This is a genomic window from Kamptonema formosum PCC 6407, from assembly GCF_000332155.1.
Classification (GTDB): domain Bacteria; phylum Cyanobacteriota; class Cyanobacteriia; order Cyanobacteriales; family Microcoleaceae; genus Kamptonema; species Kamptonema formosum.
The window spans coordinates 2,044,097-2,067,459 of record NZ_KB235903.1 but is presented as its reverse complement, the minus strand read 5'-3'; the positions used below and the strand labels follow the sequence as shown (position 1 = coordinate 2,067,459).

Here is a 23,363-nt window from a genome sequence, read left to right as displayed (position 1 = left end):
TGGGCAAAGCCGGAAAGGTTCTTTGGTTATTAGTTGTAGGTTGTTTGTGGCTTTGCCCACCCTACCTTTAATCAACAATTGACTATTAGCAATTAGCAATTAGCAATTAGCCATTAGCAATTAGCAATTAGCCATTAGCAATTAACTATTAGCAATTAGCCATTAGCCATTAGCCATTAGCTTTTTTAAGATTTCTTGATGTATTTGGTCTGGGGGTTGGTTGCCGCTGACAGTTAAGAGTTTTTGGCGGTGTTCGTAATATTCTAGGATGGGAATGGTGCGATCGCGAAATAATTCGATCCGACGCTGCACTATTTCTGGTTGGTCATCAGCACGCGATCGCCCCAGAGAACGACTCATCAATACAGCATCAGGCACATTCAAATATATCGCCCAATCCACTTTTTGCCCAAACTCATCTACTAAAAAATCTAACTCCTCAGCTTGAAAAGCAGTGCGCGGATAGCCATCCAACAGCCAACCCTTAGTGACATCAGGAAGTAGAAGTCGCTGGCGGATGAACTCGATCATAGTCTCATCACGAACTAAATCCCCTTTTTCAACATAGGGTTCCGCGAGGCGACCTAAATTGGTTTGAGATGCGATCGCCTCTCGCAGGATGTCCCCCGTCGAAATGCAAGGAATACTCAAATAGCTGCACAATAGTTCAGTTTGAGTTCCCTTCCCAGCCCCCGGCCCTCCTAAAATCACTAATCTCACGGTTTCCTGCTCCTCATGCCCTGATATTAAAAATTTATCTTTCGGAAGTGTACCTTTGATGCTGTCTCCCTGCCAAAAAGCTGAGATCGAGACAGCCACTAGGTTAAGACGATCGCATATATCTAGTGTGTAAAGAGCTTTGCAATCCGACAACTACACTATATATTGTTAAGTAGCGTCGCTCTGCCTCAAACTCGGAGCCGCGTTAAAGACCCACTGCTAATTCGAGATTGCCTTATGGTTGCCCAGCTTGAAACCCCTACTCTCAATTTGCCTTGCAGCTTACCCCACACAGTCGAAGGACTCGTGCAAGTCTTCAGTTGCCATCACCGTAGCTTTTTTACCAGTGTAATGGCTCAAGCGCTCAGAATTGCGGGACAGGGGACAGGAGTGCTAGTGGTGCAGTTTCTCAAGGGGGGAATTAATCAGGGACACGAGCATCCCGTGCGGTTAGGGCAAAATTTAGATTGGGTGCGCTGCAACTTGCCCCGCTGCATTGACACGCCGCAGTTGGATGAAGCAGAGACTAACTCTTTGCGAGATTTGTGGCTGTGGACTCAGGATGCTGTCATTGAAGGACGTTACAATCTGGTAATTCTAGATGAATTGAGTTTGGCGGTTAATTTTGGCTTGATTTCAGAAGCAGAAGTTTTGACCCTGCTAGAAAAGCGCCCCCGTCAAATCGATCTCATTTTGACAGGGCCAGAGATGCCACAGGCACTTTTAGATGCGGCAGATCAAGTAACAGAAATTAGGAAAAGTCACAGACCTTAACTCGGAAAATCCTAGAGTTGGTGAGGTTAGTTTACCTCCTTTATGTATTTTGTAGTGCAGGCATCTTGCCTGCAATTTTGTAGAATAGCAGGCAAGATGCCTGCACTACTCTATTAATGATGCTACTGAATTTGTATCATGCAGGTGCTTCATTGCGTGCGATCGGATGGCGATCTAATGTTTCAGGCTGAGTGCGATCGGCAAAACCTCTAGCAGTTAGATAATTGAGGCGATCGCCTAAAAATCACGACTCACAGTAATAGCGATCGCGCTACCATATCATCAGTCCGCCAGATTTTATCATAGAACTCAATATCGAAATCGTAAATGTGAAAAAAGACCAAGAAATCACACTCTATAATAATAAAGCAGAGGTATTAATCCTTAAAGAAAAATTATTAAGACTGGGGTATAAAGGTTCGATCTTGCAAAATGGCAATTGATTAATGAAAGAAAAGCTTATTACCCCATTAATGCCATAAAGTTCTACAAAACGTTTTACATCTCGATGTATTTCAGCTCTTGAGCTAGATTCTGTTTCTATTTCAATTTTCTCTTCCAATTTATTTTCAATTGCTTTGTCTGGTTCATTTTCAATTATCTTCCCTAATTTATTTTCTATTCCCATTTCAATAGAGTATATTTGTGATCTAATTATCAATCTAGTTTTATCCCTTCTTATAAAATATTCTCTTGAAGAATTAAATAAATCAGGGAGTAATAGCTCAAGAACTTGCTTAATATAGGAATTACTAAAACCTAAATTTTGTAATTTCAAAAAAAGTTCGTCATTTACTCCACTGATTTTCATTGAAACTTCATCAATATCACGATAAGAAAATGGATATATCTCAATTAAGCGGATTAAAATCATAGCGTCGTTGGAAAACTCATTTAATTTAATAAGAAAATCTTTTTGGGCATTAATTAACTCTTCTAAATCATTATCATTAGGTACTTTATCAATAGCATTTTGTTTATTTCTCTCTAAAGTAATTCTATCTTCGTAATCAATAGAAACTTCTATTTTTAGCAAAAACTCTAAAACTCTGTCAATACTAAAATTATCGCTTTTAGTTGCAATTATTTCGATCAAAAAACGTTTCATTTGGTCGGTAAGAATAACACCACTACAATCAAAATCTCCCTGAAGTAGCCTTTTAACATAAAGGTACTCCATGATTGAGCGATGAGCAAATTTATAATTTCCCTGTGCATCCCGATTTAAAAGTGATCTTCCACTAAGTTGCCACTGTATTAAATTACTATTCCATTCATTAGCTAAGCCCTCTAACTCTTCATAAGGAATTCTCTCCATTCCTCTTTTTTCCCGATTAACATAAAGATTTACAGCAAGCCGTTCTGAGTATTCTCCTAACTCACTTTTGCTTACCCAAGAAGACTCTCGCTCTAACCAAGCATCTACCATTAGTTGATATAGCTGGTAAGATTGAGTTATTTTGTATCCTGACTCAATAACATCAGGAATATGAGCTAAAAGCATCGGTCTCACACTTAGTGACTTAATCCGATAAGCTAACTCTTTAGCTTTTTTCCGTTCGCTAGAAAGCCAAAAGGGAAAACGCTTTTGAAGATAAAGGTCTATATCATTATCATCAAAAGGAGAAAGATAAAGTTTCCAAAATTCATAAACACCTTTTTCTCCAGCTTTTCGAGGGCCTAGCCGAGCAATGCCTGTTTCAACAGGCATTTCTTCATCATTTGGAAAAAATTGTGTTCTGCAAGTAATAATCACTCGCTTGTAATCTCGACAAGCATCCATAAGATATCTGATGCGTGTACGATGATCTTCAATCGCTTTCGTATCTTCATCTAAGGCATCAAGAAAAATAACAGTCTCATTTTTATTTTCATATTCGCTAATTTGTGTATCAGCATCTTTCAAGCCGAGAGGTACTAAAAATAAATTTTGAGATTTGTTCTGACTTCGACGTAAATTATAAGCATAATAATTTAAAACAAATGATGTTTTGCCAGTTCCAGAGTCAGCTAGTATGAGTAAGTGTCTTTTAGAAGAGTCATGATCTAAAAAATAATCTATTTTGTCAAATAAACTTTCTCTTGTCGCCATTAATGCTTGTCGTACTTCTTCTTCTTGGGCTGGATCTATATTTGAACACTTAGGGCTGATGTAATATTTAGTTGATTGTTGTATTGTTTCTTTATCATATGCACCTCGACTTAATTTTTCCGTAAGAATTTTGCAATCTTTAAACTCTTTAAAGGTTGAATATAACTTAGTTAATGGGATTATAGATTTAATAATGAATGGCAAAAATCTAAAGAAAAGCAATAGAAGGATAGTATTGATCCAGTTTTCTGGAAATGGAAAAAGATGTTTAAAATCATCAATGTTCATAAGAAAATAAATGTATATACAATAGAAGTTAAATATGTGGATAAAAATGAATATTTATGGCTCTACCGAACTTGAGAGGCATTATAAGTTTACAATGCTTACAGGCTAAATGATTTAGTGTGATCGCCGATCTTGTTTATTTGCTTAAGGAACGCAACCCAACTATGGAAAATAATAACCTCATTGTGGGTTACTGCGTGCCGACTCAAGTTTGATCGCTCATCTTGTAGGGACGTGATAACTGTGTTTTTGGTACATGATAACTGTGTTTTTGGTTAATTGTCAAGTTAGTGCGATCACTTTTTCTGATGAAGTGCGATCGCCTCCTTCAATCTCATCCCCACAACAAGCGATCGCAGATTGATTAAACTTGACCGATCGCTTTCACCGCAGCCAGATACCGCTCCTTCACATTTTTGTAGTCCAACTCCTCCGCAATTCCTTCCTGGCCACCGCGTTCAATCATATCCGCATGACGCTGTAGTGTGGTTCGGTCTGGTATTCGGTGAGTAAAGGGCGCGATCGCGGCGAGCGCCTCGCCTACTTTTGCAAGAGGTCTATTTAGTAACAAAATTTGAAAATGAACTGACATCTGTTAAAGGCTTTGTCTGTACAGAAGTCGGATTTAGCAAATAAACAGCAGCCATTTTTGCCGTAGCTTCCGATAGCTGAACTTGTTTGATAGTCACAATACCTTCACTCACGAAAGAATCTCTGACTTTAGCCTTATCTCCAGTATTGAAAACAGCCTCGTAAAAGACTTCCCTAATTCCTGCTGAAATGATTAATTTCAAACAATAAATACAAGGCTCTAGGGTGACATAAATGCTACCACCAGCCGTACTAATGCCGTGTCTGGCAGCTTGCGCGATCGCATTTGCCTCAGCATGAATAGCACGGGATGGCAATGCTTGACTAGCATCGCAACTACTCAACCCCGGATAGCAGAATCCTTGAGCAGTGCAGTGAACTGAACCCGACGGGGAACCATTATATCCTGTAGCTACAACTTGGCGATCTTTAACTATTACTGCGCCTACGGGAAAAGCGAGGCAAGTTGAGCGCGTGGCCGCGAGTTTTGCCAACATTAGAAAATATTCATCCCAAGTTGGTCTGTGAGGAGGTTCGTAATTATCAGGTGTATTGTACATTCAAAGTGTAGAATTAGAGCTTTACCAGTTAGAGCAATTTATTGCAAGATTCCTGTCGATCCAAATCCATTATCCCCCCTAGAGCTGGAACTTAACATCTCAACTTCTTCAATTTCAACATGAATTACTGGCGCTATTACCATTTGAGCAATTTTCATCCCTCTTGTTACCTTAAAATTAGTTTGACCGTGATTGATTAAAATCACTCCAATTTCACCTCTATAGCCTTCATCTATCGTCCCAGGAGTGTTGAGTACGGTAATTTGATGTTTCAGAGCCAAACCACTTCTAGGACGAATTTGAGCCTCTGTTTTGTGAGGTAATTCTATGGATATTCCTGTAGGGATTAATTTGCTTTCTCCGGGAGCAATTTCTAATTCATCTATAGAGAATAAATCCAGTCCCGCATCATACTCATGGGCATATTTAGGAATTATGGCTAATTCATTCAGTTTCAGGATTTTTAACTTCATTGATTTTGCATTTTTATCGATCGCGTAACGCCGCCCTCTCAGCGGTAAAATCATCGTCCAGAGGGCAGCGTTTAGAACATTTTACCATCACCAGCTATAAATAAAAACCGTCAAAGATCACGGTGCTAGCCTTGCTTTTCCTAAACGAGTAGCTGTATACCACTCAGCGATAGCAGGAGCCCAATTCTCGAAATGAGGCCACATCATTTCGCAGAGTTTTTGGATTTCAAGTTGAGCATTTTTCTTGTTTCTGAGGTCACAAAAATGCAGGAAAGACCTTAAGTTGAAGCTAACTATAAAATGCTGGCGATAATCAAAGGGTAATTTCCCTCTGGCGTGTTCCTCCGACATCCCTCCGTCAAAGTCAATTTTGTAGCGTTTAACTGCTTCTAAACACCACTGTAAATCTTGTTCTCTTTGTTCGGGAGAGTAGTAGTATTTTTTTCCTTCGCGGTCAGTATAATAATCTACGGGACGTAGGTAGAAAACGTCTTCTATGTCTTTTTTGCCGATGGCTACATCCAGAAATTGATTGCCCGTATATCGTAGGGATTGTACATCAAAGGATACTCCAACACGATGAGTCCTAGCTTGCTGCATTACACTATGAGGAAAGTAACCACAATTAAACACAATTTGTGGATGTTCTAATGGGCCATAATGCCCCCTTTCTCCTGCTAAGAGTCGCTTGACAATAATTTCGCCACATTGTGCCTCTGATGGCCAGGAATCGCGCTCATCAAATACAAAATTCTCAGTATAGTCTTGATGGAGTGCAGCATAAATTACTTGCTGAGGATTGGGCGTTTGAGAAATAACTTCTACTCTGAATCTATCCATTATATGTTGTTTTTTACTGGTCAATAGCGAGGGCGGTAGTTAAACGAACCTCAATCGTTATATATCATTCCATAATCTGAGAACTTTAGCAACTATTTTAATAACTAAATTTATGCTAATAATTCATTGACTGCCACGCTAAATCCTAAAAGCACATTTTGAGTGCTGACAATTTCCCCCGAATTAAATAATATCCACCGCTGCCGATCGTTAACTAAAATTAACTTCGCTTCAGGAAATAATAGCCACACTTCCTGACAACCTGATTCTAAATATTCCTGAGCTTTGGCAAATAATTCTTCACCGCTATCTTCAGGAGAAGCTACTTCAGCAATTAGGGGGAAACTTTGAGGGAATACTGTAAAATTACCTGTTGGTAGAAGTTCAGGAGTGATATAAGCAACGTCAGGCCGGCGACTTTGTTTTTGAGTGCGACAAAGTGTTTCTGTGATAACTTCTCCCCCTTGTCCGCTGGAAAGCTTGTAACTTCTCCACCAATAGTCAAGTTGAGATTGAGCTAGACCGTGCTTGAATGTCATTCCTGTTTTCTCCACTAATTGACCGTCAACCCATTCCATCCTGTCGGGAGGGTGTGCGATAAACTCTTCTAAGGATAAAACTTTTTGCGGCTCTTCTACTTGCAATTCTTCCGATTTATCTGCTAAAATTGGATTAATGGCAATTACCATTTTGTTACCTCGTTTCGAGAAACAACTGACCATTACTATTAAAACATAAACTTGAGCAAATAAACACAAAAAATGCTATCAAGTAGATTTACAGAAGCTCTCATTTATGCTACCGAACTCCATGCTAATCAAATCCGCAAAGGCTCTGGAGTTCCTTACATTGCTCATTTGTTAGGTGTTGCTAGTATTGCCTTAGAATATGGTGCGAATGAGGATGAAGCGATCGCGGCCCTCCTCCACGATGCGATCGAAGACCAAGGCGGCGACGCTACCCGCCAAGAGATTCGCCGCCGCTTTGGGGACGCTGTAACGGCGATTGTAGATGGGTGTACCGACTCAGACGCGACCCCGAAACCCCCTTGGCGATCGCGCAAGGAAGCCTACATCGCCCACATCCCCACAGCAACGCGATCGGTAAGATTAGTTTCAGCCGCAGATAAGCTGTACAATGCTAGGTCAATTGTCAATGATTACCGCCAAATTGGAGATTTAATTTGGGAACGCTTTAAAGGTGGAAAAGAGGGAAGTCTCTGGTATTATCGCTCTTTAGTAGAAGCATTTCGCAAACCTGAATCAACACCCCTAGTTGAAGAATTAGACCGCGTAGTTTTAGAGTTAGAAGAATTGACTAACAACTAACAACCAACAACTAACCACTAACAACCAATAAATGGCAAATCTGCGATTAGAAAATATTACTAGACGATTTAATAATGTCACCGCTATTGAAGACATTACCTTTAAAGTCCCCGATGGCGAATTTTGGGTTTTAGTCGGGCCTTCCGGTTGCGGCAAATCTACAATTATGCGGACAATTGCAGGTTTAGAAACCGCTACCTCTGGCAATCTCTACATTCAAGATACTTTAGTTAACAATGTCCCCGCCCGACAAAGAGATGTCGCAATGGTGTTTCAAAATTACGCCCTTTACCCGCACATGACAGTAGCAGAAAATCTGGCATTTGGGTTAAAAATGCGTAATTTTGAAGCCACAAAAATTAGAGAGAGAGTTGAAAATGTAGCCCGTTCTCTTTCTATCGATCACCTCCTTAATCGCAAACCCAAACAGTTATCAGGAGGACAACAACAGCGGGTAGCATTAGGAAGAGCGATCGCACGAGAACCGAAAATATTTCTATTAGATGAACCTTTATCTAACCTCGATGCCCAGTTGCGAGACGATACCAGGGCAGAACTAAAACAATTACATCAACGACTAGGAATTACTACAGTTTACGTTACTCACGATCAAGTAGAAGCGATGACATTAGCTGATAAAATTGTAGTATTAAATCAGGGTAAGATCCAACAAATTGGCGAACCTCAAAATATTTATGCTAAACCTGCTAACCGGATGGTTGCTACATTTTTAGGCAATCCTTCAATGAATATTTTACCAGCAACTTATACTAATAGCACTTTTCAAATAGGAAGTCAATCTTTAGCCTGCCCGCCATCAATTCGAGAGAGATTGCAACCCCGTGATGGGCAAGGTTTTGATTTAGGGATTCGCCCCGAATACATAGAAATATTTAGCAATCGCAGTAAACAGGAAGACGACTTAAATAGCGATCTTTGGGCATTAGAGAAATTGCCGTTAGAAGTTGAAGTCAAAGTAGTTGAACCTCTGGGGCGAGAAACGTTAATTCGCGCTGGTTTGCCAATGTTAGAGGGAGAAAATTTTCCCACTTCTATACAGATACAAGTACCTGCAAATGTGCGTTTGCATCCAGGCGATCGCATTTCTGTGCAACTAGATTTTAATTATCTCTTTGTCTTCGATCCTACCACTGGTAATGCGTTATATCCATAGTAGCTTAATTCTGAGTTTAAAGTCGCTCATCTTCCACATTCGTGTATTTATATGCTGACCTTTGTCGTATCAGCACCACAGGCTAAAACGCCATTATTATTAATTGGATTAGCAGGTTGAATCGTACCCGGAAGATTAGCAACACATAAAATTCTATGAGTAGCAGACATTTCTTTGTCACCAGTTCCTAGTAAAAATACACCTCCCACGTAACTTTTAAATCCCGATTCCCGTGAAATTCCATAATGAAATACAGCATTGTTAGTGAGGTGAATTGAGTAGTTATAATTGGGAGTTTCAGCCTTAATGCCAACCCCTAGTTTTTCAAGAGAATCTGTAAAACTATCGTGCCTTACATAGTATAATTGCTGAGCGATGTTCATTGAAAAAATATACTGCTTAGCATCAGTATTTAATGCTAGCGGTGGATTGCTTACTTCCATAGTATCAGCACCGCAGGCTAAAACACCATTATTGTTAATTGGATTGGCGGGTTGAGTCATACCTGGAAGATTAGCTACACATAAAATTCTCTTAAAAAAAATCTCATGCTCAATATTTGGTAGTAAAAATAAACCTCCTACATAACTTTTAAGGTCAGATTGCCGGGAAATTCCATAATGAAATACCGTGTTGTTACTTAGCTGAATTGAGTAGTTGTATTGAGGATTTTCAGGACTAATACCAAGTCCTAGTTTTTCCACTGTATCCGTAAAACTCTCGTTTTCTGCATAGTAAGCTTGCTGAGCAAGGTTCATTGACGAAACAAACTTTTGAGCACTAGGTAAATTATTGTTTACTTCTGTCGTATTAGCACCACAGGCTAAAACGCCATTATTATTAGTAGGATTGGCGGGTTGAACCGTGCCTGGAAGATTAGCTACACATACAATTGTCTTAGTAGAAATATCGGTGTTAACATCTCTTACTAAAAATACACCCCCTACATAACTATATAGGTCTGATTCCCGTGAAATTCCATAACTAAATACAGCTTCGTTGCTGAGGCTAATTGAGTAGTTGTAATTAGGATTTTGAGCCCTAATACCAATTCCTAGTTTTGCAAGGGAAGCTGTAAAAATACCATTTTCTGCATAGTAAGCTTGCTGAGCGCGGTTCATTGATGAAACAGACTGTCTAGCGTTTGAGCGCAGCGGTGAATTGCTTACTTCTGTAGTATTAACACCGCAGAGTAAAACGCCATTGTCATTAATTGGATTAGCAGGTTTAGTCGTATCTGCAACATTAGCTTGGCATAAAATTGTTTGGATTTCATCACCTACCAAAAAGACTCCGCCTACAAAACTTTTTAGGTTTGGTTCTCGCGCTGTGGCATAATTAAATACGGCTTGGTTCCCCTTGCTTATTGAGTAGTTATAATTGGCAGTTTGAGTTGGGATGCTACTCCCCAAGTTGGGAATAGTATCCGTAAAATCACCATTCTCTGCATAATAACCTTGCTGAGCTATATTCATAGCCCAAATATATTGTATTCCTTGTGATTCCTTGGCGTTAATCGCTTCTTTTTCTAATTGGGAATGACTGGTTGTAGTGAAAAAAACTGTCATCAGAGCCATTAAAATAGCTTTGATTTGCCGATTGCAGTAGCTATAAGCATTTCTGAGTCTTATAGAAATCCGATTGAACAAGTGGTTGAGTGCCATACTATGTAAACTAATTTGTAAGGTGGGCATTGCCGGCGATGAATATCGGCTAATAATTAAAGATTATGTGCGGCAATGCCCACCCTACATTTAAACTGTACCATTATAACAGTTAACAGTTAACAGTTAACAATTAAACTAATTGCTTAGCCTGAAACTGTTTTAACTCCCCAGGAGGAACTGCGCCATACTCTGTAATAATTGCTGTAATTAATTCAGCAGGCGTAACATCAAAAGCCGGATTATAAAACTCTACTCCTACCGGACAAATCCGCGTATTACCCACTTGATAAAGCTCAACAGGATCGCGTTCCTCAATCGGAATCAGATCGCCATTTGATAATGCGAAATCAATTGTAGATAGCGGCGCAGCTACAAAAAATGGGATGTTATGAGCCTTGGCAACAATTGCTAAACTATAAGTGCCAATCTTATTAGCAGCATCGCCATTAGCTGTAATTCTGTCAGCACCGACAACTACAGCATGAATTAAACCTTGTTTCATGCAATGAGCGGCCATATTATCACTAATTAAAGTGACCGGAATCCCTTCTTGCACGCATTCCCAAGTTGTTAATTTTGCACCTTGAAGGCGGGGGCGAGTTTCATCAGCAAAAACTCTTGCTAATCTTCCATCTCGCCATGCGGAACGCACTACACCCAAAGCTGTACCATAACCAGCAGTTGCTAAACCACCAGCATTGCAGTGAGTCAAAAGAGTTAGTTTTTCCGGTGTTTTTGGCAATACTTCTAAACCTTTATCGCCGATATCTTTGCAAGTTTGCAAATCTTCTGCATGAATGGTTTTCGCCATTTCTAACAATGCTTGTTGCACTTGTTCCACAGAACCGCTAGTTTGACGGGCAGTTTTTAGCATTCGCGATATTGCCCAAAACAAATTAACAGCAGTAGGACGAGTTGCAGCTAATAACTCACCGATTGCTTCGAGTTTAGTTAAAAATTGATCGCGGTCAGTAGTTTCAATTTCTCTTGCGCCTAAATAAATGCCGTAGGCCGCCGCAATACCAATTGCCGGAGCACCTCGGACAATCATGGTCTTAATCGCCTCGGCCATATCTTCACAGCAGCTAATTTCGACAACTGTATACTCGCTGGGAAGTCGGTTTTGGTCAATGAGATATACGCGGTCTTCTTTCCAGATGACAGGTGAAACTTGAGTGCTTTGGGAGGTCATAGACGTGAAGGGAACTTAAAAATATCACAGACAAACCTAATCATGCCATATTAGCACTACTTCCCCAATGTTGCCAGGGATAGATCCAGGGTAGCATCCCAATTTTGTAGGGGCGAAGCATAACCGCTGATAAGTTATTGGTTAGAGGCAGAGATTTACTGCCGGAATGCTTGCCTTACAGATATTTTTACTAGAATTGGGAACGAATTTGTTCTAGTTGTTGTCCTTGGACTTTAAGTCAGGCGATGACTCAAGTATTTCGTTTTGCCGCTCATATATTTAGCTCAGCCATTACTGTCAAGTTAATGGTTATTTTTCAATACTAATTTGTATTGTTGGCAAGGCGATCGCTATTTGATTAGGACTTCGCACAGAAACCGTGATTCTCAGAAAAATCATTGGTTTCGCGCTAGAAATTTACGAATAAGCCAGGTTTCTGATCTCGGCGTGCATAAGTCCTCTTCATCTGGCTGTATTTGTATTTACTGGGAAAAGTCATAATCGATCCCATTTGCATCTATCAGGAAAACTCATCATGAACAATACACAAATAGTTTTTATTGACTCTACCGTTGAAGATTACCAAAGTCTTGCACAGAGTGCGGAACCAGGAAAAGAAGTATTTATACTGGACGCGACGGAAGATGGAGTCGAGCAAATTACACAGTTACTTGCTAGCTGCACTAATATTTCTGCCATTCACATCGTTTCTCACGGCGGCCCTGGAAGTTTGCAACTGGGGGCAATTCAGCTAAATTCTCACAATTTAGACGTATACGCTAGTCAGTTTCAACAGTGGAAAAATGCTTTAACTACCAACGCTGACATCCTTCTTTATGGTTGCAACGTAGCGGCCCAAATAGAAGGGAAAAATTTTATCTCTCGCCTCAATCAACTTACGGGTGCAGATATCGCCGCCTCCAAAAGTCTTACAGGGAGTGCTGCATTAGGTGGTGATTGGGATTTAGAAGTAACAATTGGTTCGATTGAGACACCTTTGGCATTCAGCCAAGATGCGATCGCAGCTTACACCTCTGTACTGACAACTATTAATGTAAATAGCACAGCAGATACTATTGCTGTTGACGGTACGATCACTCTGCGCGAAGCAATTACTTCTCTCAATACCAATACACCCGTAAATGCCGATCTGGCCGCTATTGTTTTTAACAATACTAACGACACTATTGACCTGACTGGCATTACTGGCATAATTACCCTCGCTGCAACGCTACCAACCATTAATGAAAGCGTTACTCTGAACGGCCCTGGGGTAGGTAACTTGACAGTTGGTAATAGCGCAGTACAGATACTTAGCACTGCTAACGGCCCTGTTAGTATTTCTAACCTCACGTTTGCTAATGGAACTGGCGGCATTAATAACGGCTTCGGTGTCACCCTGAACCTCACCAACGTTAACTTCTCCAGTAATACCGCTGGGACAGGAGGTGCTCTCTTCAACAATGGCGGCACGGTGACAATAACGAGTTCCACCTTTGAGGCCAATACCGCTAATGGTTCGGGCGGCGGCGCGATCAGAAACGGTGGCGGTATTTTAACCATTGTTAACAGCAGTTTCATCGAAAATACAGCTACGGCAGCTAGCCAAGGCGGTGGTGCTATCTTGATCGATAGCGGTGCAGTAAACATTACTGGCAGCACGTTTAGGGGCAACGCTTCCCAAAACACCGACGGTGGTGGCGCGATTTTCCACAGAGGCGGCGGCGAACTATTAAGCATTACCGACAGCACTTTTACTAACAACATTTCGGCGGCTGATGGCGGTGCGATCAGAAACGATGCCACTCAGCCATTGAGTGTCACTAACAGCACGTTCAATGGCAATCAAGCCGCACAAAACGGCGGCGGTATTGTCAACAGCGGCCCGGCAACCATTACCAACAGCACGTTTTCTGCGAACACGGCAGCCCAGTTCGGTGCGATCAGAAATGGTGGCACGCTGGATCTAAGAAGCAGCACTCTTACTCTCAATAGTGCAACTAACCAAGGCGGGGGAATCTTCAACACTGCTACGGCAAATGTCCGTAACACGATTATTGCTGGGAATACGGCTCCGTTAAACCCCGATGTAGACGGCACATTTTTTACCAGTGAGGGCAATAATTTAATTGGAGACGGTACTGGTAGTAACTTCACGAATGGCACGAATAACGACCAAGTAGGTACTGCTGGCACTCCCATCAATCCAAATCTGGCAGCGCTGGCAAGTAACGGCGGCCTTACACAAACGCACGCACTGAATGCAGGCAGTCCCGCGATCGATGCGGGTAACGCGATCGCACCTACTACCGATCAGCGTAACTTAACAAGACCTTCTGGCAGCGCTGCTGACATTGGTGCTTTTGAACTACAGCAAACCGTCAGCATTACGGCCCCAACGAGTACAGCTATTGAAGGTGGAAGTACAGGTACTTTTCGCATTAGTCGCACTGGTAGCACGTTAGGTAATTTAACAGTTAATCTCGCCATTGATGGCAGTAGCACCGCTGTTGCTGCTGACTACAATCTTAGCAGTACCTTTCCTGTCACTATTCCCAACGGACAAGCTTTTGTTGATGTTACTCTCACCCCGGTTGATGATACTATTCCTGAGATTGGAGAGACGCTGCGACTGAATTTAGGTACTGGCAATTACACCATAGATACTACTAATAGTAATGCTACGGTGACAATTACAGACAACGATGCAATTTCCTATGCGATCGCGCTGACAAATCCCGCTACAGGTGTTCTAACTGAAGGCAACTCTGGCAGTCAAACTGTGACCTACACTGTCACCCGCAGCGGCGGTGTTGGGGTAGCGAGTACAGTAGATTATGCGATCGCAGGCACGGCTACTAACGGCGCAGACTACAACAATATCAATATCAATGGAAATGGCGCTAATACGGCAACAGGAACGATCGCCTTTGCCGCTGGCGAGACAAGCAAAACCATTACTGTTGATGTTTTGGGAGAAACATTAGGTGAAGCTGATGAGACAATTATTGCCACTTTGTCTAATCCGAATTTGACAGCAGCGCCGGAAAGTTCTACAGTCACCACAAGCACTGCCACCGCGACTATTACCAATGATGATAGTCCTAGCATTTCTATCAATGATGTAGTTGTCACTGAGGGAAATTCTGGTACTGTTAATGCTGCTTTTACTGCTACTCTTTCAGCCGTTTCTAATTTACCTGTTACTGTTAATTACGCCACATCAGACGCTACTGCTACCACTACTGACAGCGATTATACAGCAGCCACAGGAAGCGTAACTTTTGCCGCAGGAGAAACCACAAAAACCATTAATATTGCTGTCAACGGCGATACTAAGTTTGAACCTGACGAAACATTTAATGTCAATCTCAGCACTCCTACCAATGCGACTATTAGCAAAGCGATTGGCATTGGCACTATTACTAATGATGATACTCAATCTACCGAACCTAGTATCAGCATTAACGATATCACGGTTACAGAAGGCAACAGCGGCGCTACGAATGCTGTATTTACTGTTAGCTTAAATAATGCTAGTTCCCAAGCAGTCAGCGTTAATTACGCTACGTCTGACGGCACTGCTACTATTGGTGACAGCGATTATACAGCGGCCACAGGAAGCGTCACTTTTGCCGCAGGAGAAACCACAAAAACCATTACTATTGCTGTCAATGGCGATACTAATTTTGAAGCTGACGAAACATTTAATGTTAATCTCAGCACTCCTACTAATGCGACTATAGCAAAAGCGACTGGCATTGGCGCGATCGCAAATGACGACTTGCAGACACCAACGCCAACTCCAACCCCGACTCCAACAGGAACTCCCACACCAACTCCAACACCAACGCCAACTCCAACCCCAACAGGAACTCCAACCCCAACAGGAACTCCAACTCCAACAGGAACTCCAACCCCAACTCCAACAGGAACTCCCACACCAACTCCAACAGGAACTCCCACACCAACTCCAACAGGAACTCCCACACCAACTCCAACAGGAACTCCTACACCAACTCCGACAGGAACTCCTACACCAACTCCGACAAATACTCCAACCCCAACTCCGACAAATACTCCAACCCCAACTCCGACAAATACTCCAACTCCAACTCCAGAACCTCAAGACCCTGATTGCATTTGCAAACAGATAACCTTCCCTAGCTTAAGTGATATTCCCGGCCCAAATGCAGTCGAGAATATACTCAATGGCAGCGATCGCAACGACGACATCATCGGCGATAATGCCAATAACAGCATTAATGGATTAGATGGTAGCGATCGCCTCCTTGGTCAAGCAGGAAACGACAATATTTATGGCGGATTTCCTAACATTATCCCCATTGGCCCCGACGTAGACCCCGATTTATTGCTGGGAAATGAAGGCAATGACTACCTCAACGGTAATGCAGGCAACGATGCCATCTTCGCAGGTAAAGATAACGATATCGCGATCGGTGGCAAAGATGACGACCTGATTTTTGGCGACAAAGGTAACGATACCTTACTTGGCAATGAAGGTAATGACACCCTTTATGGCGGCACTCTTGACCCCTCTAACCTCGATTCAACAGGACAAGATTTACTTTTTGGCGGTACTGGCAATGACTACCTCAACGGGGAAGAAGGTGAAGATACTCTTTCAGGCGGTGATGGAAATGATACAGTACAGAGCGGCAAAGGCAATGACATCGCCGTAGGGGATTTAGGAGACGATTTACTTTTCGGCGATGAAGGAAATGACACTCTTTGCGGTGGTGATGGCAATGATACCATCTACGGGGATACAGGCAGTCCCCTTGCCGTCGGTACTGCGGGCGGGCAAGACCAAATGTGCGGCGGTTTGGGCGATGACTTCCTTTATGGCAATGAAGGCCAAGATACACTCAACGGCTATGTTGGTAATGATACTCTTTACGGCGGTAAAGATGATGATTATCTGATTGGTGGTGCTAATAATGACTTGTTGAAAGGCGATGAGGGCAATGATTCTCTGTTGGGAGGTAGCGGAAATGATATTTTCGCTTTAGTGATTGGAGAAGGAAGCGATACTATTTTGGACTTTCAAACAGGTCAAGATTTGATCGGATTAAGTAATGGTTTAAGTTTCTTCGATCTGAGTATTACTCAGGGCAATAATGCTGCCTTAATTCGGTTGGCGAGTACCAATGAACTGCTTGCCTCTGTGAACGGAATTTCGGCAAGTTTAATTAATGCCACAAATTTTGCCATTATCTAGAGTCTGTCTGCAAGCTATTTAGGACTTACGCACTCACTACTATTTTCTGTCATTGGCGTTGGATATCATTTCGATGCTTTTGACTGCTTATCCTACGCATTCAAGCAATCTTAAAGGGTGATTTTTTAGTTATTCTGTGCGTAAGTCCTACACTTATATAGTTGAAAAAAACTTTAGTTCGCTCCCACTTCAACTTGCTCCCAATGTTAATATACCTAATGCCATATCAACTATCAAACGCCGAGTTTTCAGCCATTACCTACCAAGTAAAATTTCCGGAACTCCATCACCAACATGAACGGGAATATCAAACTCTTGTCCATCTATTCGTACCTTTCCTGCATAAAGCTTGAAATTGAATTCTCCCTTAGCTGTCCGCATCATTTGCTGCTTAACGTAAATCCAATCAAGGCCTTCTAAATCCTGATTTTCTATCGCTAACCAGCCTGAAAAACCTGTATCTAGCATGGCATCAACTGGTAACTCTAAGCTATTAGCAGCTATTAACTCAATTTCAAAAAAAAGTTCATCCTCATCACCAAACTTTCCCTCTATCATATTGTGCCGTAAGCTCCTGTCTTGTTAATCCGAAAAACGTGCAGTTTAGTGTTGGGATGTTTCTCTTTCGCGATCTTTGTCACTACTTCTTCTTCCTTCGCAATGAAATAATCGCCACTATCAGGCTCAACAGCCATATACCAGTTATAGTGTGTTTTAATCAACTCAGGTTGAAGGCGATCGAAAACTACTTTGCAACGCTGGTAAATGTCTTCTGTTTCAGCTCGCCACTCGGCTTTCTTTTCTTGTGACCACTGGATTTCAGGAAATAATCGGCCTCGCCGGACAGTACGATTTGTTTTCGTCTCAGTCATAGTTGATTCTCCTCGATCTCAGGTGGTACTATACTTTGTAATTTAACATATCTTTCTGAACTAAATTTCGCGATCGCATTTCAACTTGCTCCCAAGGTTAACACACCTGAAGGAATATCGACTACTAACCGCCGAGTTTTCAGCCATTGCCTACCAAGTAAAATTTCCGGAACTCCATCACCAACATGAACGGGAATATCAAACTCTTGTCCATCTATTCGTACCTTTCCTACATAAATATCGAAATCAAACTCTCCCTGTGCTGTTCGCATAGTGTCCTGACGCAAATAAGACCAATTAAGCCCCTGCAAATCCTGGTTGTTAATAGCTAACCAGCCCGAAAATCCCGTATCCAGCCATACATCAACGGGTAGTGCTAGACCATCAACAGCAATTAAATCTATTTCAAAAAATAGCTCATCCTCATCACCAAACCAGCCCTCTATCATATCGTTCCACAAACTCCTGTCTCATTAATCCGAAAAACGTGAATTTTAGCATGGGAATGTTTCTCATGCGCCATCTTTGTCACGACTTCTTCATCGTCTGCAATGAAATAATCGCCACTATCGGGTTCAACTGCCATATACCAGTTATAGTGTGTTTTAATCAACTCAGGTTGAAGGCGATCGAAAACTACTTTGCAACGCTGGCGAATTTCTTTTCTTTGAGCTCGCCACTCAGCTTTCTTTTCTTCTGACCACTGGATTTCAGGAAATAATCTGCCGCGCCTTACAGTCCGAGTTGTTTTTGTTTCAGTCATGGTTAATTTTCTCTCTTATTCAAATTGTCGTAACGCCGCCCTCTGGGCATTTAAATCACCGCCCAGAGGGCGGCGTTACAATTATAGCTAACTAGACGCTAACTGTTGATAACTTCGAGCTGAAACTTGCCCGCACGCGCTCTGCAATTTGAGCTGGATTCAGACCCAATTCTGTAAAAGATTGTTCGGGAGTAGCGTGATCTACTAACACATCAGGTACACCAATTCGGATCACCTTGGCTGCAATATCTCGATCTAATAAAGATTCCGCTACTGCTGAACCAAAGCCGCCCATTACACAGCCTTCTTCCAAAGTTATAACCCGCCCAATCTTGTGAGCTAGAGGTAATATTAATTCCTCATCCAAAGGCTTAGCAAAACGCGCATTTACGACTGTTGCTTCAATACCATGTTCGCTCAAAATCTCAGCCGCCTGCATTGCTGGTTGTACCATCGATCCATAACCAAGCATGAGTACGTCGTCGCCTTGGCGCAGAATTTCACCTTTACCAATGGGCAATTCTTCCCATCCTTCTTCCATCAGGGGAACGCCGTAACCATTGCCACGAGGATAACGCATCGCAATCGGGCCGGAAGTATGATTAATACCAGTAACAATCATCCGCTGCAATTCGGCTTCGTCTTTTGGTGCCATTAATACCATATTTGGCAAACACCGCAAGTAAGAAATATCGTACATTCCCTGATGAGTTGGGCCGTCGGCACCGACGATTCCTGCCCGGTCTAAACAGAAGAAAACTGGTAACTTTTGGATGCAAACATCGTGAACTATTTGGTCATAGGCTCTTTGCAAAAAGGTAGAATAAATGGCGACAACGGGTCTAATTCCTTCGCAGGCTAATCCAGCGGCACAAGTAACGGCGTGTTGTTCGGCGATGCCAACGTCGATGTATTGTTTAGGCAGTTTTTCCTGAAATTTATCCAGGCCAGTTCCCGTTGCCATTGCCGCAGTAATAGCAACAATTTTGGGGTTATCTTCTGCTAGTTTGATCAGGGCGTGGGCAAAGACTTTTGAGTAGGCGGGAGGCTTGGGTCTGTTGGAGGGTATGGCTTTGCCAGTGGCTAAGTTAAAGGGGTTTTGGGCATGATAGCCTACTTGGTCTTTTTCTGCGATCGCATATCCTTTGCCCTTCACTGTCACGACATGAACCAATACGGGCCCTTGTATTGTATGTGCTTGTTTGAAAGTCGCAATCAATTCTTCCAAATTGTGGCCGTCCACTGGCCCCATATAAGTAAAGCCCAATTCTTCAATGACAGCGCCAACTTTCGGTACTGCTAACCGTTTCATCCCTTCTTTTAGCCGTTCCATTTCTGGGGTGAAAGTCTCGCCAACGAAGGGAATGTGCTTGAATTGTTCCTCTAGATTATCCTTGAGAAACTGAACTGGTGCGCTGAGGCGCATTTTGTTGAGATACCGGGGGATTGCGCCGACATTGGGCGAAATTGACATTTCGTTGTCGTTGAGAACGACTAATAAGTTAGTTTTCGGCAAGTGGCCGGCGTGGTTGATGGCTTCTAGGGCCATACCACCAGTTAATGCGCCGTCACCAATTACGGCTACAACTTTAAAGTTTTCGCCTTTCATGTCCCGCGCGAGGGCCATACCTAAACCGGCGGAGATGCTGGTGGAAGCGTGACCGGCACCGAAATGGTCGAATTTACTTTCGCAGCGTTTGAGGTAGCCGGCAACGCCGTCTTTTTGGCGTAGAGTATGAAAGCGATCGTAGCGACCGGTTAGCAATTTGTGAGGGTAGGCTTGGTGGCCGACATCCCAGAGGACTTTATCGCGATCGAGGTCTAGAGTCTGGTAAAGTGCGATCGTTAGTTCGACGACTCCTAATCCGGGACCGAGGTGGCCGCCGCTAGTCGCTACTGTTTCTAAATGTTTTTCTCGAATTTGCCGCGCAATCTGCTGCAATTGGTTAATGGATAGACCGTGCAGTTGATTCGGATGAGTCAGTTCGCTCAGGTGCATAAACTTTAGTTACCCTGGATAGTTATTACTTCAAGCAATTTTAACTGACTTGGCTTGCCCCTTCTGGTTCTGGTTGGTCTGGGGTACAAAAGTTAACCAATTTTATACTAACAATATATTAAATTTGTGCTAAGTGTTAAAATTTATTCTCACATGGTTGATGACAATTTGGCTCAACTTTACCCAGAAACCGGGTTTTTGAGATCGTATAGCAACCGCCACAACGATTAGGACATTATCGATCGCCCAAACCATGTCTACTATTGAATTTTCCTCCTGCCTCCTGCCTCCTGCAATATGTGGGTAACAACGAAGTATTTTCGTCAAAAAACCCGGTTTCTTTATGAATGTTCTTGTTGATAGTTCCGTTTGGTCGCTGGCTTTGCGGCGCAACACAAAAAATGATGCGATCGCGCTAAGGAAAAAAGAGCGATCGCCTAATAAAATGGAGGCTAGGTACTAAAGAAAACATTTGCCGATGGATTAAAAAACCGATGGATTTGATTGCGGTTCTTTCCTCTGCAATTCTAACTTAGTTTCTTCGCCAGAAAGCTGTTTACCACTAGCATCTAACTTTGGCAAAGGCATATTTCTCATTTCCCAAACTTTAATTGATATTAGATATTCATAGAAAGCTTGTAGCGTACACCAAGCAAATCCCGGTTGACCATCCAGAAACCCACCCAGCAAAAAATACATATAGAAAAAGCGCACTAACGGTCTTAAAGGCAAACGCAAAGAGATGTCCTTTAAAGCTCTACGCCTGTTTACTTCAGTGGCCCCAAAAAACAAATCCCACCAATTGACTTTACCCGCTTCTAATTGGCGTAAAATTTCTGCGGCTTCGTCAGTAGAATAGCGATTGTGTTTCTCAATCCAGCGGGAAATACCTTTGCTACAGGTATAGTGCGGATAGGTTTCTTTTAAAAAGCTAGTAGGGCCGTCGCAAATTTCTCGTTCGGCGTGACCGTAATCCCCAAACCGGACTTTATCTTTGCGAAATAGGCGCATTTGATGGCGAGGATATTGCGTGCTGCGGCGAATCCACCGCTCCATAAATATTACCCGCTCTGCGACATAATAACCGATGTAGTTCTGATTTTTTATAGCTTCAGAACATTCATTAAAAAGTTCTGAGGTCATCCGTTCATCTGCTTCGAGAATGTAAACCCATTCGTATTTAGTGGGTACTTCTTCTAGCATCCAAGTCCGCTGCTTCCCGTGAGTTTCAAAGGCGTGTTGCACGATTTGCACGGGATAGCGGCGGACTATTTCAATGGTGCGATCGGTGCTGAAAGAGTCAATTACAATGATGTCATCCGACAGAATCGCCGATTCAATGCAAGCGGCGATGTCAATTTCTTCGTTGTAAGTCAGAATATAAATTGAGAACATTCCAAGCTTTCAGTGAGGGCAATGCTAGGCTGGTGACGAGTTTTCAGGATGCCCTAATTTTCGTGCTGCCATCCGGGTTACTTTAAGCTTTGCGACGACCGGCTCGCAAAATCCCCATACTTCTTAATCCAGTCCAGCCAATAGTAATGTAGCCGATCGCTAAGAGTAAACTGTTAATACCAGTTTGTAGGCTGGAGTTACGCGATCGCGTTCTGATCTCTTTTTCTTTTTGCTGTTTGCGGGTGGTAATCTCTTTAATCGCCTGGGTTGGCAGAGATTGGGCTTGCTGGTCGAGAAATGTTTCCAGGGCTTTGGGGTTACTTTTAGCCTCTTGAAGTAATTTTTTTAACTCTGGTGGGGTTTGTGGGTTCTGGAGTACCTCCTGCAATTTTTGTTCGTCGCCAAGTACGCTGGTGATTTGGCTGCGGCGTTGGCTTTTGAGTTGTTCGATCTGAGTTTTGAATTGATCGCTGCTAAGCTGGGCATTAAGTTGATTTTCGGCGGCGGTGGCTTCGCGATCGATCTGAGCAAGACTTTCTGTGACTTCTAGGCGAGTATTGTTGAGGTGGACGGGAACTACCAGCAGGTAGAATAGCCCGACTAAGCTGGAAAACAAGATTGCCCAAAATCTGAGGTCGAGGCCAATGTTGCGGGGTTCATGGACAATTCCCGAACTGCTGTCAACCCAAAAACCTGTAAATAGAAGGGCAATACCTGTCATGGGCAGAATTCCTCGGTCAACTACTTGAGTTGTTAAGGCAATTTGCCAGCCTCTAGTGAGAAAATCAGAGGATTCGTTGGGAATCGACAGGATTAAGCAGTCGAATACGGCGGACAAAATCAATATAATACCGACTACTTTTAAAGTCCGAGCGGCCATAGAGGAAATTTGACGGCTATTAGTTGCTTTCATTTAGATTCTGCTTAATGAGTTAGGTTATTTTCCACCAAAATAGATTATGTTTGCTACGGGCTTACATCCCCTTTGGGATACATCGGACTTACGCAATCTAACCTATCCCTCCTCTACCAGGGGAGGGGAAATTTCTTTGTTTGTTTGTTTCTCCCCCTTCCCTTTTAAGGAAGGGGGCTGGGGGTTAGGTCTTTGGTCTTTATCAAAAATGAGATACTCCCACGCGCGATCGTTGACCCTGCACCGACGGTTTAAAGAAGGAGGGGCTAAAGTATCCCCTGTCTTATAGTAATTGATTAGGAGAGTGAGCTGGACAAGAGAATCGAGGTGGGAAGTCTGGGGGTTGGCCGTTATCAAAAGTTGCGATCGCTGATTCGATCTCGTTGGATGCCCGAAGTTTAAATTTATGGGAAGGAATAATCTAAAATTTAAAATCAATTGCCCTAAATTTAGTTTTGGCACTGCCAATTGGAAATCTAA

General features: G+C 42.6%; 20 protein-coding genes. 4 read left to right on the top strand and 16 right to left on the bottom strand.

Annotated elements, in window-relative coordinates:
• Positions 1-162 precede the first annotated feature (162 nt).
• Positions 163-720 (bottom strand): adenylate kinase, encoded by a 558-nt coding sequence (locus tag OSCIL6407_RS0114025; RefSeq protein WP_007356715.1) that lies wholly within the window; start codon positions 718-720, stop codon positions 163-165.
• A gap of 237 nt (positions 721-957) precedes the next feature.
• Between OSCIL6407_RS0114025 and OSCIL6407_RS0114020 the strand changes: the two genes are divergently transcribed.
• On the top strand, positions 958-1,494 hold the full coding sequence (locus OSCIL6407_RS0114020) for a P-loop NTPase family protein (RefSeq protein WP_007356714.1): 537 nt from the start codon (positions 958-960) through the stop codon (positions 1,492-1,494).
• Positions 1,495-1,849: 355 nt separating this feature from the next.
• Here OSCIL6407_RS0114020 and OSCIL6407_RS0114015 read toward each other — a convergent pair whose 3' ends face one another.
• The 6 genes from OSCIL6407_RS0114015 to OSCIL6407_RS0113990 form a co-directional block, all read right to left on the bottom strand.
• Positions 1,850-3,874, bottom strand: coding sequence for an NACHT domain-containing protein (locus OSCIL6407_RS0114015; protein ID WP_007356712.1), 2,025 nt, complete (start codon positions 3,872-3,874; stop codon positions 1,850-1,852).
• A 364-nt stretch (positions 3,875-4,238) separates the two neighbouring features.
• On the bottom strand, positions 4,239-4,466 hold the full coding sequence (locus OSCIL6407_RS0114010; RefSeq protein WP_007356711.1) for a hypothetical protein: 228 nt from the start codon (positions 4,464-4,466) through the stop codon (positions 4,239-4,241).
• Positions 4,432-5,025, bottom strand: a complete 594-nt coding sequence (locus OSCIL6407_RS0114005; RefSeq protein ID WP_007356710.1) for a deoxycytidylate deaminase — start codon at positions 5,023-5,025, stop codon at positions 4,432-4,434. The genes OSCIL6407_RS0114010 and OSCIL6407_RS0114005 overlap by 35 nt, the downstream gene beginning before the upstream one ends.
• Before the next feature lie 38 nt (positions 5,026-5,063).
• On the bottom strand, positions 5,064-5,498 hold the full coding sequence (gene dut / locus OSCIL6407_RS0114000; protein WP_026103740.1) for a dUTP diphosphatase: 435 nt from the start codon (positions 5,496-5,498) through the stop codon (positions 5,064-5,066).
• Positions 5,499-5,615: 117 nt separating this feature from the next.
• Positions 5,616-6,338, bottom strand: a complete 723-nt coding sequence (gene thyX / locus OSCIL6407_RS0113995; RefSeq protein ID WP_007356708.1) for an FAD-dependent thymidylate synthase — start codon at positions 6,336-6,338, stop codon at positions 5,616-5,618.
• 110 nt (positions 6,339-6,448) lie between these two features.
• Positions 6,449-7,027 (bottom strand): Uma2 family endonuclease, encoded by a 579-nt coding sequence (locus tag OSCIL6407_RS0113990; RefSeq protein ID WP_007356707.1) that lies wholly within the window; start codon positions 7,025-7,027, stop codon positions 6,449-6,451.
• 72 nt (positions 7,028-7,099) lie between these two features.
• Here OSCIL6407_RS0113990 and OSCIL6407_RS0113985 point away from each other — a divergent pair, with 72 nt between their 5' ends.
• Both OSCIL6407_RS0113985 and OSCIL6407_RS0113980 read left to right on the top strand, forming a co-directional pair.
• Positions 7,100-7,666 carry an HD domain-containing protein gene (locus tag OSCIL6407_RS0113985; RefSeq protein ID WP_007356706.1) on the top strand — a complete coding sequence of 189 codons (567 nt, stop codon included), beginning with the start codon at positions 7,100-7,102 and terminating at the stop codon, positions 7,664-7,666.
• 31 nt (positions 7,667-7,697) lie between these two features.
• Positions 7,698-8,840 carry an ABC transporter ATP-binding protein gene (locus OSCIL6407_RS0113980; RefSeq protein WP_007356705.1) on the top strand — a complete coding sequence of 381 codons (1,143 nt, stop codon included), beginning with the start codon at positions 7,698-7,700 and terminating at the stop codon, positions 8,838-8,840.
• A 47-nt stretch (positions 8,841-8,887) separates the two neighbouring features.
• Here OSCIL6407_RS0113980 and OSCIL6407_RS0113975 read toward each other — a convergent pair whose 3' ends face one another.
• Both OSCIL6407_RS0113975 and mtnA read right to left on the bottom strand, forming a co-directional pair.
• Complete coding sequence (locus tag OSCIL6407_RS0113975; RefSeq protein ID WP_234709943.1) at positions 8,888-10,504, bottom strand: type IV pilin-like G/H family protein; 1,617 nt, start codon at positions 10,502-10,504, stop codon at positions 8,888-8,890.
• 133 nt (positions 10,505-10,637) lie between these two features.
• Positions 10,638-11,699: an S-methyl-5-thioribose-1-phosphate isomerase gene (gene mtnA, locus OSCIL6407_RS0113970; protein ID WP_019487350.1), complete on the bottom strand. Its 1,062-nt coding sequence runs from the start codon at positions 11,697-11,699 to the stop codon at positions 10,638-10,640.
• A gap of 535 nt (positions 11,700-12,234) precedes the next feature.
• On the opposite strand from mtnA, the gene OSCIL6407_RS0113965 reads away from it, so the two are divergent.
• On the top strand, positions 12,235-16,941 hold the full coding sequence (locus tag OSCIL6407_RS0113965) for a DUF4347 domain-containing protein (protein WP_007356701.1): 4,707 nt from the start codon (positions 12,235-12,237) through the stop codon (positions 16,939-16,941).
• 255 nt (positions 16,942-17,196) lie between these two features.
• On the opposite strand, the gene OSCIL6407_RS0113960 is transcribed toward OSCIL6407_RS0113965, so the two are convergent.
• From OSCIL6407_RS0113960 to hpsJ-B, 7 genes are all read right to left on the bottom strand, one after another.
• Positions 17,197-17,499: a hypothetical protein gene (locus tag OSCIL6407_RS0113960; protein ID WP_007356700.1), complete on the bottom strand. Its 303-nt coding sequence runs from the start codon at positions 17,497-17,499 to the stop codon at positions 17,197-17,199.
• Positions 17,496-17,813: a hypothetical protein gene (locus tag OSCIL6407_RS0113955; RefSeq protein WP_007356699.1), complete on the bottom strand. Its 318-nt coding sequence runs from the start codon at positions 17,811-17,813 to the stop codon at positions 17,496-17,498. Before OSCIL6407_RS0113955 ends, OSCIL6407_RS0113960 begins: the two co-directional genes overlap by 4 nt.
• An 80-nt stretch (positions 17,814-17,893) precedes the next feature.
• Positions 17,894-18,262 carry a hypothetical protein gene (locus OSCIL6407_RS0113950; RefSeq protein ID WP_007356698.1) on the bottom strand — a complete coding sequence of 123 codons (369 nt, stop codon included), beginning with the start codon at positions 18,260-18,262 and terminating at the stop codon, positions 17,894-17,896.
• The gene (locus OSCIL6407_RS0113945) at positions 18,259-18,576 is read right to left on the bottom strand and encodes a hypothetical protein (RefSeq protein WP_007356697.1); all 318 of its coding nucleotides are present in this window, start codon (positions 18,574-18,576) and stop codon (positions 18,259-18,261) included. Before OSCIL6407_RS0113945 ends, OSCIL6407_RS0113950 begins: the two co-directional genes overlap by 4 nt.
• A gap of 91 nt (positions 18,577-18,667) precedes the next feature.
• On the bottom strand, positions 18,668-20,575 hold the full coding sequence (dxs, locus tag OSCIL6407_RS0113940; RefSeq protein WP_007356696.1) for a 1-deoxy-D-xylulose-5-phosphate synthase: 1,908 nt from the start codon (positions 20,573-20,575) through the stop codon (positions 18,668-18,670).
• A 483-nt stretch (positions 20,576-21,058) separates the two neighbouring features.
• Entirely contained in the window at positions 21,059-21,970 is a 912-nt protein-coding gene (locus OSCIL6407_RS0113935; protein ID WP_007356694.1) for a glycosyltransferase family 2 protein, read from the bottom strand.
• Between the two features lie 82 nt (positions 21,971-22,052).
• Entirely contained in the window at positions 22,053-22,883 is an 831-nt protein-coding gene (hpsJ-B, locus tag OSCIL6407_RS0113930) for a hormogonium polysaccharide biosynthesis protein HpsJ (protein WP_007356693.1), read from the bottom strand.
• Positions 22,884-23,363 lie beyond the last annotated feature (480 nt).